Origin of the sequence: Paenibacillus sp. LPE1-1-1.1 (assembly GCF_040676435.1) — a bacterium.
In the GTDB taxonomy this organism is placed as follows: Bacteria; Bacillota; Bacilli; order Paenibacillales; family Paenibacillaceae; genus Pristimantibacillus.
The window spans coordinates 654,667-667,526 of record NZ_JBEGHY010000023.1 but is presented as its reverse complement, the minus strand read 5'-3'; the positions used below and the strand labels follow the sequence as shown (position 1 = coordinate 667,526).

Below are 12,860 nucleotides of genomic sequence, written 5' to 3'. Positions count from 1 at the left end.
GTTGTTTTTGTAATATAATAAATGTCATCGATAATTATATCGAAGCTAACACAATGAAGCAATGAAACCGATGGAAATGGAGGCTGGTATTTATTCGAAAGCAACAGAAAGGGTGGCTTATTACGTTTATCGTAAGTGTAATGCTGTTCGCAGCACTTGCAGCGGCCGTCCCCGAGAACAATGGCAATGCATTAGATCAATCAGCGGAAGAGATGATGGACAGCATAAGGAATGACGGATTAACGTCTGTTTTGAAGCTGTTTTCATTACTAGGCTCAACAACGGCTATCATCGCGATGACCTTACTAGTAAGTTTGTCTACAGGTTGGAAATATGGGTGGGGGCGAGGCACTATCGTGCTAATAGGCGCAGCCTCGGCTTACGCTCTCAACGTTTGGATCAAAACGTGGATCGATCGGCCGCGGCCATCCACTGCGTGGGGGATCGAAGCGGACGGGGCCAGCTTTCCGAGCGGGAATGCGATGCTGGCGATGGCGATGTTCGGATTGCTCGCGTGGAACATTATTGCTGCAAGCGGATTTTCTCGCGGAGCTAAGGCATGGAGTACCGCTATTATCATCTTTCTCATTGCGATGATGGGTCTAAGCCGCGTATATTTTCACGTTCATTACATGACGGATATTTTGGGAGGCTATGCAGCAGGTATGGCCGTCATCAGCCTTATCCTTTTCATCCGGACTACATTTAGTAAAAGAGGAGCAGTTAATTTATGATGAGCTTTGAATGCGAGTGCGGAAATAAGACAGTAATGTTTGCGACTGGAGACCGCGATGAGCAGGGCAGGGAATATATCGAGATTGAAGATGACGAGAGACTGACCTTCACGATCGGCGATAAAAGCGTTCTGTTCCGTTGTTCGTTTTGCGGATATACATACCGTTTGGAACAAATTTAATGATAGCGAAGAGGCTGCAGCTTTAACCTATTTAGGTTTTAAGCTGCAGCCTCGTTCCATTGTTATTCCGTTTTCTCTTTTTGAATCTTCGCGGGGTTATTGATTTTGTAGGGAATAGGGTGCTTGGTCAATTTTTTCGCAACGATCTTGCCTTCGAAATGAAGGATATCGCCAATTTCCAGTTCTAATTTTTTGAGCGTTGCGCTATGGCTGGACCACGCATCGCCAACGGTGATTTCGGGATCCTCGATGGCAACCGCTTCATAAATAACCACTTCATCCTCCGTGTCCGAAAAATTGTTAGGCACTGTCGTAAATTCTTTTACGGTTGCTGCCATCTTGACCTTTTCTTCGGGGAGCTGCAGCTTAGGCTGCTTTTCTTTTTTTGCTTTTTCTTTCGGAGGGTTCTTTGCCGCCGGTTTTTGCTCAGTTGTTTCCTCATTTGTTTCCTTATTTGGCAATGCTGCCTTCAAACTCGAATCTTGCTCGGCGCTCATCGCTGTTTCATAGGCAGCATCATTGCTGCTAGTTTCCGTAATTTCAGGCGCTGCAGATTCTGATTCTTCAGTAGCGACGGCTGTTCTCTGTCCGTAATTCGCAGCTTGCATTTCCTTTAAATAGGAAGGATGGATGCAGTGCTTTTGCTCATTGTCGAATGAAATAACCGCAGTCATTTTATCCACAAAACCAATGATGCTGCAGGTTAGATGATTTCCGTGCCCTTTATAGAAGAAAGTTTTTGTTTTGACGGCTTTCTCGGAAAGCAAGCCCCATTCCTTGCATTTTTCTATTTGCTCTGCTGCGCTCTCGAAGGGCATGTACGTTATGGGTTCAATAATAAAAGTATGCTGCATCGTTTCTCCGCCTTTCAATTTGTTCTCGTTTATTTTATCATTTTTTTGGAAGGAAAGTCGGCTATATTCTCAAAAGGAGGAATATGCATTGAAGCTTTTTCATTTCAGCGAAGAAAGCGGCATCGATATTTTCGTGCCTAGAGTGAAAGAAAATCGCAGGGATATGCCCCCGGTCGTATGGGCGATTGATGATGCTCATGAATTTACCTTTTATTTTCCAAGAAATTGTCCGAGAATCGTATATACGAGAACGAATGATTTGACCGATGACGACAACGACAAGTTTTTTGGATCGACTGCCTCAAACATTGTCGTTACGGTTGAAACGGCATGGTACGGGCGAATGATGAGCACAACCGTTTTCAAATATGCGATGCCTGCAGATTCTTTTCGATTATTCGATGAATTCGCAGGATACTACATATCCACTCAAACCGTAAAACCCCTCGAGGTCGAACCGGTAAATAATCTTTTAGAAAGATTAATAGAGCTTAATATCGAGGTAAGATTTACTCCGAACCTTCACCCCTTAAAAGAGGCGATTCTAAACTCGTCGGTAACCGATTTCGGCATACACAGATTCGCGAATGCCAAGCGCTAACAGGATGGACCGAAATTTGATTTTGTTAAAATATCAGCCTGGAGACGGAGAAAGAATTCGGGCCATGGCGCGAGTTTAAGTCCGGTGAATGATGTCAAAATGGAAGTACTGTAGTAAGGGGGGGACAGCTGTGAAACAATTGATTTCATTTACCGGAGTAATCGAAAAGCCGTATGAAGAGGTCGTTCAATATCTTGCGACCATGCCTACAGGGAGAATAACAGCAAGCCATTTGCCCCTGCTGTTAACGGGAGCATCGGGGAGCGAGGGAGTTTTGCATATCAAAGGCGGTCCGCAATTATTTACGGTCTATACGGGCAGCGAGTCGGAAGCCATACGTGTTGCCTATATGGATATTGATGCCGCAAACGGTCACTTCACCGTATTTGGCGGCTGGTGGTACCGCAACGATTATGAGCTTAAGCCGCATGCCAAAGGCTGCGAGGTACGTTATTCGATAGGAAATGCAGCTTCTCCGCTGAGTCGCTGGCTTGTTCCTTTACTGCAGGATTACAGGATCTTGAAACGTGAAAATAAAACAGGGCGAATGATGCGTGCTTTCGATGATTGGGTAGCTGTTATTGCAGTAAGGCTGGAATGCAAAGCTTACCGACTGGGCTAGTAATCTTATTAATAGAGAAAACGACATGCCGTTGTAGGGCAATGTCGCTTTTTTTTTTTTGCAAAATTTATGATCCGTTAAACATCATCATTACAATAATTCGACAAGAATCGAGTTTTTCCAATATGCGCAAGAAATCGAAAAAAGAACCGCAGGCTCTCGCTTGCGGTTCTCCTCCGGGCTTACCGTTAGTAACAATAATAACGTTCCCAAATTTTGAAGGAATCATCTTTATTTTTATCCCACCAATTGATTTCATCCCACCAATCATCATCGTCCAACCAATCAAACCAGTCTTTTGAATCCCAATCCTTATCGACCTTATTATGGTTGGACGAGTTTGAATTGGAGTGATTATTGCTGTTGTTTTGCTGATTGTTATTGTCATTGCTGTTATTGCTCTTCGTTACTGTAAATACGGAAAATATGCTGGATAAAAAGCTTTTTTTGTTATTGGATGTATCTTTACTTGATGCAGCAAAAGCGGAAGCGGGGAACATACACACACTTATGAGCAGCGTAAGACATAAGATTTTCTTGAATTTGGACATAACGTCAACACCTCCCCCAACAAAGCATTCATTGCGAACTTAATGTTCGTTATAAAGAATTTTATATTAAATATGTATTTTTGTAAACGAAACCTTCATAAAAAATGGATAGTTTGTAGGGGGGCTTAGGTTATAAGATTGGAAGAATTAGGTATTTCGTTCGAGTGGGTTGGCGAGAAACAGTATGGGGTTGATACGCTTTATTGTTTTGATAAAATCATATTGACATTATCGAAGTTCGATGATATCTTATTGATAATATCAAAATGATAATTACAATAACGAATTATCCCGTGAAAGTGAGGTTTTCATTATGTTTGGTTTTCGATTCGTCAAGTTCCAGCCGAGCGATTATGTGCTAAAGGTGAAAAACGGGAAGGTTGTTCAAGAAGGAGTGGGGCTCTCCTTTCATTATTACGAGCCCGTGACTTCCGTTGTCGTAGTGCCGACATCCTCAATTGATGTTCCGTTCATGTTCGAAGAAATGACGCATGACTATCAGACGGTCACGGTTCAGGGACAATTGACTTATCGCATCGCCGATTTTAAAAAAACGATTCAACTTTTGAACTATACGTACAATTTGAAGAAGAGAGCCTATATATCGGATGACCCCAATAAGCTTGCGCAGCGAGTTATTCACATCGTTAAGGTATTAATAAAGAAGCAGTTGGTCCAGATGCCTCTTAAAGACGCGATTCAAGCCAGCGAGCGACTGGTTCAAACCGTTTCAAGAGAAATGCTGGTTAACGAGGAGATCGAGAAGCTGGGCATCGAGTTGATCGGGTTATCCGTGCTAGCCGTATTGCCTAACAAAGAGACGATGCGTGCGCTTGAAGCGAAGGCACGCGAGGAAATTCTCCGTGATGCAGACAAAGCGCTATACGAGCGCCGAAATGCGTCAATCGAGCAGGAAAGACGAGTCAAGGAAAACGAGCTTAGCACTGAAATCGCTGTTGAAACAAAGAAAAAACAAATTCGCGAGACGCAGCTTGACGCCGAGCGGCTGGTGAAGCAAAAGCAAAATGAAATGAAGGAAGAACAGCTTTATTTCGATACCGCACTGGAGGAGAAGAAACGCGCATTGATCGAGCTGGCAATGGCGAACAAGAAAGCCGAGGCCGACGCAAAAGCATATGAGCTGGCAGCGGTCATGAAAGCGATAAGCGGCACAGAACCTTATGTGCTGCAGTCGATGGCGAACATGGGCATGGAGCCGAATAAGCTCATCGCAATCGCATTCCAGGATATTGCGGAAAATGCAGGAAAAATCGGCCAGCTTAATATAACGCCAGACCTGCTGCAGGGCATCATGACAGGTGCGGGGATATCGGAGCCAGCTGGAAGCAAGGGGAGGCATACACGATGAACGATGCAAGAATGAGCCACAAAATGATTTTGATCAAACGCAAAACACGCTTGGAAGAGTTAGTTGCGAGGTTTAATACGGTTCAGCAAGCACAGTTCTATGTCGAAAGACTAGGTGCCGATTTCAGTGATTATCTTGCAGAGGATAGTTGCTATCAACGAGCTGTTGCTTATACAGCGGACGAATTGAATGCTTTCGGGCGCGTGCAAATCATTGATCGGGAGCATGTACCGCAGTTTATCTTCGGCGAGCAGGATACCGTCGTTGTCATCGGGCAAGACGGTCTTGTTGCCAACACCTTAAAATATGCAAGAAAACGGCCGTTAATCGGCGTGAATCCCGATCCGCAGCGTTGGGACGGGGTTCTGCTCCCGTTCACGGTGGAAGATATAAAACGTATCGTACCGGAGGTGCTTCGCAATAAGCGCCAGATCAAGGAGGTTACGCTGGCGAAGGTGCAGCTAAATGACGGTCAGGCACTGTATGGCGTGAATGATCTGTTTGTTGGCCGTAAAACGCATGTCTCTGCACGGTATCAGCTGCAGCTGGACAATCAAATCGAACAGCAGTCCTCAAGCGGAATTATTATTTCCACGGGGCTGGGTGCGACAGGCTGGTTCAAGAGCGTGCTAGCCGGTGCAGCCGGCATCGTCAGCAGTACGACAAAGCAAAGGGTTACGCTGGCGCCAAATCAATCGGAGCAGGAGAAAGATAGCTTTACATGGCAATCGCCATATCTGTATTTCACGGTTAGAGAACCTTTTCCGAGCAAGACCACGGCAGCAGAGCTTGTTTTTGGTCAGATCAACGAGAGCAAGCCGCTTCGGGTTACCTCTCAAATGCCAGAAAACGGAGTTATTTTCAGTGACGGCGTGGAAAGCGATTTTCTGGAATTTAATGCGGGCGTAGAAGCGACGATCGGGATAGCCGAGAGCAAAGGGCAGCTGGTGGTTTAATAGGCGTCGGCTTATCATAGGATCTACCGACTCGTTGTAGATCGGTTATAATAATAGAAGCCAATTCTATGTCATTCAGAATTGGAATGTTAATTTGGGGCGATAGAATAGCCTATGAAACGGAGCTGTTTGCATGCTGCTGTCAAAAGGTCAAAAGGTAGATGTCACGAAGGGGCGTAAACTCACAACGATAAAGCTGCTATTCGGATGGACAAAGAGTGACAGCTCGATGAGCATAGATGCGGCTGCATTTCTTTTATCGGATAGGAACCGCTGTGAGAAGGATGAGGACTTTATTTTTTACGGAAATCCAGTCGCTCGCAGCGGGGCTGCATCTCATACGGGGTTATTACATGGCGATGAGCAAGAAGCCGTCTCCATAAACCTGCAGCGCGTGCCGGACTCTACCGCGAAAATAGCATTCACGGTTACCCTGCACGAAGGCGAACGTCAAGGGCATTTTATGCAGGATGTGTCCGGCTTATATGTTCGGCTCATAAACGAAAGTAATGGTGATGAGCTGCTCCGTTACGAATATGGCGCTGAATTTACGAAGGAAACAGCTGTAGTTGTCGGTGAATTGTATAGACATAGCGGCGAGTGGAAATTCAACGCGATCGGCGGTGGATTTTATGGCGGGCTTGAAGCGTTATGCACAAGCTTTGGGCTTGAAATTAAAGCCGATGCTTCAGAAGCGGCTGCAGCTGTTGAGGAGATCGTATTAACGCCAATCGATTTGCGCAAAAAGCTCGTTCAAATTACGTTGGAGAAAAAAAAGCTGACCCATGTCGTTGCTAAGGTAGGCATTGTTCTCGACATAACCGGATCGATGCAAGCCTTATACAAAAATGGGACCGTACAGGAAGTGGTTGAGCGGATACTCGCCGTTGCAAGCAAATTCGATGATAACGGTACGCTCGACGTGTGGGTGTACGATACTCATTTTAGCCGGTTGCCTTCGGTAACTGAGCGGGATTTTGTTGATTATGTGCAAAATAAAATTTTGAATAACCATGAAATCCATAAATTCGGCCGGAATAACGAGCCGCCTGTCATGGAAGACGTCATCCGAAAATATACGGTCGAGGAAGATGACGGAATTCCTGTGTTTATCATTTTTATCAATGATGGCGGCGTAGTGAAGCCGATAAAAAAGGTGATCACCGCTGCATCCGTTCAGCCTATCTTCTGGCAATTCGTCGGCATTGGGCAATCTGACTTCGAGGTGCTTAAGCAATTGGATACGATGGAAGGACGAGTCGTAGATAATGCTAACTTTATTCATTTGGATGATATTGCTGCCGTATCGGATGAGCAGCTGTACGACCAGCTCCTCAATGAGTTTCCGAGCTGGCTAATGGCGGCAAAGGAGAAGCGGATTATTCGGTCATCTTGATTTAACATCGAAACGATAAATATCAATTACAGACACAATGATGATAATTAGAGCCATTGTTGAAAAACGTTTGCAGCAGTAAGATACGAGGATAGCGGCGCACCGAAACGGCGCCGTTCATTCTTGGGTATGGGAGAGGGAGAAAATAACCTTGATTACACTGCAATCCGAACTTTTGAAGCCGCTTTCACTTGAGCAAATGGAGCAATACACAAGAGACGGATATATAGTAATAAAAAAAGGCTGCAGCTCAGATTTGATCGATGCTTTTAACAGACATATTTTTGAGCTCCGCTCGGCTCCGCTGGAAGAAACACCGGACTGGGCGCGCACTTCGGAGAAAGCCCGTTATTCCACGCGGTTATTTAATCCGCATCAGCATGACAGCTTCTCGCGTCAGGTGATGAAGCTGCCGATCGTACGGGGCACTTTAGCCCAGCTCATGGGAAAGGAAGCGGTTTGCGTGCAAAGCATGTTCTTTTATAAAGAACCTGGCTCCCATGGCCAAGCCGCGCATCAGGATTATTATTATATCAAAAATGATCCAATGACCATGGTTGCGGCTTGGATTGCGATGGAAGAGCTGGTGAATGAGGAAAACGGCTGTTTATGGGTCATTCCAAGCACGCATAAGCTCGGACTCCTGCCGCATGGCAAGGTCAAAAACCTGGAGGAGCATGAAGAGTGGACACATGAAACGGAAGGCATCGATTTAACGCGGCAAATTCCGGTCATTATGGAGAAAGGAGACATCTTATTTTTTCATGAGCTGTTGATTCATTCCTCTAATCGTAACCGGAGCACCGACCGCTGGCGCCGTTCTTACGTATGCCACTAAATTCGCGAAGATTCAGCCGTAACGCTGCGCGAAGATTTGCGCGAGAAATACGCTTTGGTTTAATTTTGAAGAGACCCAAGGATGAGGAAGGTTTGAAACATGAAGAGCAGCCCGTGCGCGGTATCCTATAACAAAATTATATCGGCTAGGGCGGGGACGGTCATTTATCCATCCGGCAGCCGTTACGGGCCCCGGATTCAGGATGATTTCCAGTTGGTGTTTTTGCATTCGGGCGAGATGAAGATCGAAATTGACGGCATGGCACATTACTTCTTGCCCGGCTCCGTCGTGCTGCTTAAGCCCGGGCATCATGAGCTTTTTACTTTCTCTGACCGCGGAGAGACATGGCATCGCTGGATCTCGGTTCATATGAGCCATGTATCGATGGAGGAGAAAGCTGTTTTCGATGCACTGCCTTTATTTCTTCCGATCTCCGAGGAATTAAACCGAATAGCAGATATTATGCTTTCGCTGCAATTTGAACATCCATCGAGCAGTGAAGTTTTGCGAAGCTTGGGAATGTCGGCGCTTCTGGTATATATCTCGGAAATGACCCGTACACGGGAGCTTGAAGAGGTGCATTCTTCTATTTTGAGGGCCAAAAACCTGATTCACAAGGCTTACCAGGATGAGCTGACCTTAACCATGCTGGCAGATCAAGCCGGTGTCTCGCCGGAGCATCTGGTCCGTCTATTTCGTGTGAATGAGAATACGACTCCGGTTAAATACTTATGGCGCTACCGGGTGCTAAGAGCGCTAGAGTTTTTGAGCCATACCGGTCTATCGATTACTGAAATTTCACTCCGATGCGGATTTAAATCCACCTTTCATTTTGCAAGAACGGTGAAGCAGCATACGGGCAAAACGGCTACGGAAATAAGGCTTTTCTCTTGGAAAGGCAGCCAGTCCGAATAAAGAAAACCCTAAGCAGCCATGATACTGGCTGCTTATTTGTTTTTGGTCTTTATTAGCTTAACCCTCCTTATTTATTTTCACTCAGCTCCGTTTCAACAAAACGAATCCACTCGCGCGAAGCAAAAGAAAGGTACTTATCCTTGCGCCAGATCATGGATAATTGCCATGGGATTGCGGGTTTAACGACCGCAACGGAAGAAAAGCGTTTCGCGTCAAGTTGTGAGCAAATACCCTCTGGCAGCAGGGTAATGCCGTATTTGGCCGCAACCATTTCCGTCATAAAATCCCACTGCGAGCTCTCGAATACGATTTTCGGCTCAAAGCCTGCGGCCGCGCAATTCTCCTTGATCAAATGATGGATCGTAAAGTCTTTGCGGAAAAGGATAAATGATTCATCCTCTAGCTGATTCATTTGAATGCGGGTTTGCTCAGCAAGCTCATGCTCCGGATGTACAACCAACTTTAAGTTTTCGTTAATGCAAGGCAGAACATGATACCGTTCCTCGTTTTTTACCGGGAGAATAACCATGCTGAAATCTAAATCGCCTTGGAGAATATCCTGCTCCAAGCTTTGTCCGCCTTGCTCTATCACTTGAAGCTTGATTTGAGGATAGTGAGTCGAAAATTTCTCAATGACGGAAGGCAAGAAATAACCGCCTACCATTGGAGGGATACCTAAGCGAAGAGTGCCTTTTTTTAATTTCACCACTTCTTCCAGCTCGCTGGACATATCTTCGAACGACTGGATAATATGTTTTGCCGAGCGAAGAATGGATAACCCGGCATCGGTTAACTCGATTTGTTTGGCGGATCGGTCGATCAGCTGAACGCCAAGATCCTCTTCTAACAGCCGGACCATTTTTGACAAGGAAGGCTGGGTTACGTGCAGCTTTCGCGCCGCCTGCGTGAAGCTTCCCGCTTCGGCTACGGCTACGAAATAGGTTAAATGCTTGAGGTCCATGAGAGTTGCTCCTTTGCATAAAAGCAGATATCCGCTCAGGTCTGCTCATCTGCAAGTATAGTGAAAAGGAATGAAAACTATTCGATATATGTATTTTACCTATATGTCTGGGGGGTGTAAACTTAGCCGTAGCAAAAAATCAAACAAGAAAAAAGGTGTTACCATGAAAACATTAGAAGAAATGATTATTCCCATCGCTTCAAGACCGGCATCTGCCTCTTTAACCATAAAAGAATCGATTGTGCTTCCACCGGATACGAATCATCACGGTACGATTTTTGGCGGAAAATTAATGGCCTATATCGACGATGTGGCCACGATAGCGGCAACGAAGCATTCGCGCCGGCCTGTCGTTACGGCATCCACAGATTCCGTAGACTTTTTGTATCCTGTAAAAAAAGGGGACGCGGTCAGTTTATCGGCGTTCGTTACCTGGTCGCATAAAACATCGATGGAGGTCTTCGTCCGTGTGGTGACGGAAGATCTGCTGACAGGCGCCCGCAAAGTTTGCGCTACCTCCTTTTTAACTTTCGTTGCGCTGGGCGACGATGACAAACCAACGGAGGTACCCGGCGTGATTGCGGAATCGGATGAGGAACGTTTGTTGTTCGACACGGCGCCCGATCGGAAGGAAGCGCGCAGAATCCGCAGGCAAGAAAGCAAGCATTTTGCAAATTATATGGGTACGGATGATGCCATTAAGAATTCACGCAGTTCCGCAGTACCGCAGCGCTCCGCTAACAAGGGCTATGAGTCTGCTTGGGGCGTGGAGTGGTAATAGGGATAACCTGTTTTCGCATAATCTAAATGACGGTATGATTAATGGTTAAAGGAGCATGCCATGGAAGATGCGGGAAGAATAGTAGTGAAGCTGGTCATTTTCTTGTTTACGCTTCTATTTATTATTCCGGCCATTCTTTTCTCTGTGCTCGTTATTGGGCTGACCGACCATTTGAAGTCGGGAGCCTTCATGCTGGTTTCTGCTTTGGTTCTCAAAATCATGGTAAAACTTAACGGGATTAACCCTAGGTCCCCAGCAAGAAAGAGAAGCTATTCTTCAACGGATCGGGAAAACGGCGAATTTGGTGATTGGTCTCCGCAAGTTCATTTTGATGATAACCCACCGCCGCCGCTCCGTGATATTTATATAGAAATAGATGATCAAAAGAGAGAGACGGAAAAACTTCACCGACTCATTATAGAGCAGGAATCGGAGCTCGATTCGAAAAAAGACAGATCAAAATAGTAATCAATAAGCGGCTTTATTAGGATTATATTGGCATATTAAAAAATATTAATCCCATCGTCCCCCTAATATCCGATAAGATGTGCGAAAGATAGATGATAAGAGGGGGAGGAGTCGGCATGGAGAAAAAGAGATGTTTGTTTTGTTCGGAGATCGTACCTATCGAGGTAAAAGGGGAGTTTGAACGATATTTGAGCTGCAACTGCTCGCCGGGCAGCTATTATAGCTTGCTAAGGGATGATTACACGGCAATTAACGCATTATCCTATTCCGTTAAAAATAAGCGTTTTCCCATTATTTCAGGATACATCAGAGAACAATCGGATTGTGGCGAGAGAGTCACATTGACCATAGAGAACATAGAAAACATTGAAAATGCGCCAACCATTCCCGTATCCGTTGAGGACAAGGAAGCCCGGTTGCTGCAATACGTGTACCGGAATTCGGAGGCGCCAGGCGAGTCCGTCGTTATCCAGCCTTTAGCAAATAACTATAACTTGACGTATTCGCCAAACTTACAGGAGCTTGTTTATATTATTGAAAAGCTAAGAGAAGCTCAGCTGCTGACCAGGGAAGGCATGACCTTCAAGCTCACGGAAAAAGGGTGGAATGAAGCGGCGGCAAGCGCTGGGGGAAGAAAGCTGAAATCCTCTTACTTTCTGCTGCCGGATGATGAGGGAATCCGCAAGGAATGGACCGATAGCATTTTTCCGAAAATCGAGCAAAGCGGATTTTTGCCGCGGCTATTTCAACAAACGGAAAAGGAAGGCTGTGAAGCGCAATCCCTTTCCGATCTTTCGGACAGCAAGCTGATTTTTGCGGATATTACGTATCACGCACCGGAGGTATATTTAGCGGCAGGCTACGCGCTTGGCAGAAGCATTCCTGTCATCTGGACGATGAAGAAAGGCACGGAAGCCGGTGCCGGCGTCCATGCGCAGCCCGTACGGCCGCTCATGTGGGACAACCCAGAGGATTTGGCCTCCATGCTGCAGCAGAGGTTAGTATTCAAAGAATAAAACGAAATATACGAACAAAAAACACACGCAGTGACTGGTGTGTTTTTTTGTTCGTATATTTCATGCTTTCAAGCGGAATGCTGTCCATCTCAAGGCCGTAAGTTACTCATTAGCTGCACATGGAGGTCGGCTTTAGCGCTGCATTGAAAGCTGCCCGGTTTTCCCATAAAAAAGAGAAGATCTCATTCTGTTCATCGAAGAAATATTCGCTTTTATCCCAGTAGTCTTGTCCAAGTCCGTGTACGCTGAAACGATCCTCGCCATAGCTCATTAACGTCCATTGCCCTCCGCGCTTCCGGTCAGCAAAAACTAGATAAAACTTTTCGCCTTCCTCATCCCATTGAGCCAAAGTGTTAAAATTCTCAAGAATAAATGTAATGTCCGTTTTCTTTTTAATCAGCATTAGTAATCTCCTCTTTCTTTATAAAATAATAGTCATATTTAGTTGTAAGCTTGCATAAGAACAAGACAAGAATAATTGATTTTACTGAAAAAGTATGTCAAACGATAGGTGCAGTTTATAGGAATGTTTGACGAAAAATGCCGGTGCGTCTTTTTAGTCGAATAAATCGCAAAGATGCGATGAATTTGTAGGACAAGCCTGTTTGCACAAGGT

The 12,860-nt window shown here is 45.5% G+C and carries 16 protein-coding genes and 1 pseudogene; 13 read left to right on the top strand and 4 right to left on the bottom strand.

The window, feature by feature from the left end; translation table 11 throughout:
- Window positions 1-215 precede the first annotated feature (215 nt).
- Together MRBLPE1_RS19750 and MRBLPE1_RS19745 are read left to right on the top strand one after the other, a co-directional pair.
- Window positions 216-734: a phosphatase PAP2 family protein gene (locus MRBLPE1_RS19750; protein ID WP_364148669.1), complete on the top strand. Its 519-nt coding sequence runs from the start codon at window positions 216-218 to the stop codon at window positions 732-734.
- The gene (locus MRBLPE1_RS19745; protein ID WP_364148668.1) at window positions 731-916 is read left to right on the top strand and encodes a hypothetical protein; all 186 of its coding nucleotides are present in this window, start codon (window positions 731-733) and stop codon (window positions 914-916) included. Before MRBLPE1_RS19750 ends, MRBLPE1_RS19745 begins: the two co-directional genes overlap by 4 nt.
- Before the next feature lie 62 nt (window positions 917-978).
- Here the strand turns inward: MRBLPE1_RS19745 and MRBLPE1_RS19740 are convergent, their stop codons facing one another.
- Entirely contained in the window at window positions 979-1,770 is a 792-nt protein-coding gene (locus tag MRBLPE1_RS19740) for a hypothetical protein (RefSeq protein ID WP_364148666.1), read from the bottom strand.
- Window positions 1,771-1,858: 88 nt separating this feature from the next.
- Between MRBLPE1_RS19740 and MRBLPE1_RS19735 the strand changes: the two genes are divergently transcribed.
- Both MRBLPE1_RS19735 and MRBLPE1_RS19730 read left to right on the top strand, forming a co-directional pair.
- The gene (locus MRBLPE1_RS19735; protein WP_364148664.1) at window positions 1,859-2,371 is read left to right on the top strand and encodes a DUF6886 family protein; all 513 of its coding nucleotides are present in this window, start codon (window positions 1,859-1,861) and stop codon (window positions 2,369-2,371) included.
- Between the two features lie 130 nt (window positions 2,372-2,501).
- On the top strand, window positions 2,502-2,993 hold the full coding sequence (locus tag MRBLPE1_RS19730) for a hypothetical protein (RefSeq protein WP_364148662.1): 492 nt from the start codon (window positions 2,502-2,504) through the stop codon (window positions 2,991-2,993).
- Window positions 2,994-3,181: 188 nt separating this feature from the next.
- On the opposite strand, the gene MRBLPE1_RS19725 is transcribed toward MRBLPE1_RS19730, so the two are convergent.
- Complete coding sequence (locus tag MRBLPE1_RS19725) at window positions 3,182-3,544, bottom strand: hypothetical protein (RefSeq protein WP_364148660.1); 363 nt, start codon at window positions 3,542-3,544, stop codon at window positions 3,182-3,184.
- 313 nt (window positions 3,545-3,857) lie between these two features.
- Here MRBLPE1_RS19725 and MRBLPE1_RS19720 point away from each other — a divergent pair, with 313 nt between their 5' ends.
- The 6 genes and pseudogenes from MRBLPE1_RS19720 to MRBLPE1_RS19695 all read left to right on the top strand — a co-directional run bounded on the left by MRBLPE1_RS19720 (window position 3,858) and on the right by MRBLPE1_RS19695 (window position 9,018).
- On the top strand, window positions 3,858-4,913 hold the full coding sequence (locus MRBLPE1_RS19720; RefSeq protein WP_364148658.1) for an SPFH domain-containing protein: 1,056 nt from the start codon (window positions 3,858-3,860) through the stop codon (window positions 4,911-4,913).
- Entirely contained in the window at window positions 4,910-5,869 is a 960-nt protein-coding gene (locus MRBLPE1_RS19715; protein ID WP_364148656.1) for a sugar kinase, read from the top strand. Before MRBLPE1_RS19720 ends, MRBLPE1_RS19715 begins: the two co-directional genes overlap by 4 nt.
- A gap of 133 nt (window positions 5,870-6,002) precedes the next feature.
- Window positions 6,003-6,521 (top strand): annotated as a pseudogene (locus MRBLPE1_RS19710) (TerD family protein); the annotation flags it as partial.
- Between the two features lie 21 nt (window positions 6,522-6,542).
- A complete protein-coding gene (locus tag MRBLPE1_RS19705; RefSeq protein WP_364149756.1) occupies window positions 6,543-7,265 on the top strand; it encodes a vWA domain-containing protein in 723 nt (240 codons plus the stop codon).
- A gap of 151 nt (window positions 7,266-7,416) precedes the next feature.
- The gene (locus tag MRBLPE1_RS19700) at window positions 7,417-8,103 is read left to right on the top strand and encodes a phytanoyl-CoA dioxygenase family protein (RefSeq protein ID WP_364148654.1); all 687 of its coding nucleotides are present in this window, start codon (window positions 7,417-7,419) and stop codon (window positions 8,101-8,103) included.
- A 99-nt stretch (window positions 8,104-8,202) separates the two neighbouring features.
- Window positions 8,203-9,018 (top strand): helix-turn-helix transcriptional regulator, encoded by an 816-nt coding sequence (locus MRBLPE1_RS19695; RefSeq protein ID WP_364148652.1) that lies wholly within the window; start codon window positions 8,203-8,205, stop codon window positions 9,016-9,018.
- 67 nt (window positions 9,019-9,085) lie between these two features.
- On the opposite strand, the gene MRBLPE1_RS19690 is transcribed toward MRBLPE1_RS19695, so the two are convergent.
- Window positions 9,086-9,979 (bottom strand): LysR family transcriptional regulator, encoded by an 894-nt coding sequence (locus MRBLPE1_RS19690; RefSeq protein ID WP_364148650.1) that lies wholly within the window; start codon window positions 9,977-9,979, stop codon window positions 9,086-9,088.
- Between the two features lie 163 nt (window positions 9,980-10,142).
- Here MRBLPE1_RS19690 and MRBLPE1_RS19685 point away from each other — a divergent pair, with 163 nt between their 5' ends.
- From MRBLPE1_RS19685 to MRBLPE1_RS19675, 3 genes are all read left to right on the top strand, one after another.
- Window positions 10,143-10,757, top strand: a complete 615-nt coding sequence (locus MRBLPE1_RS19685) for an acyl-CoA thioesterase (RefSeq protein WP_364148648.1) — start codon at window positions 10,143-10,145, stop codon at window positions 10,755-10,757.
- 63 nt (window positions 10,758-10,820) lie between these two features.
- Window positions 10,821-11,225 (top strand): hypothetical protein, encoded by a 405-nt coding sequence (locus MRBLPE1_RS19680; protein ID WP_364148646.1) that lies wholly within the window; start codon window positions 10,821-10,823, stop codon window positions 11,223-11,225.
- A gap of 119 nt (window positions 11,226-11,344) precedes the next feature.
- A complete protein-coding gene (locus tag MRBLPE1_RS19675) occupies window positions 11,345-12,244 on the top strand; it encodes a hypothetical protein (RefSeq protein ID WP_364148645.1) in 900 nt (299 codons plus the stop codon).
- 109 nt (window positions 12,245-12,353) lie between these two features.
- Here MRBLPE1_RS19675 and MRBLPE1_RS19670 read toward each other — a convergent pair whose 3' ends face one another.
- Entirely contained in the window at window positions 12,354-12,647 is a 294-nt protein-coding gene (locus MRBLPE1_RS19670) for a hypothetical protein (protein WP_364148643.1), read from the bottom strand.
- Between the last annotated feature and the right edge of the window lie 213 nt (window positions 12,648-12,860).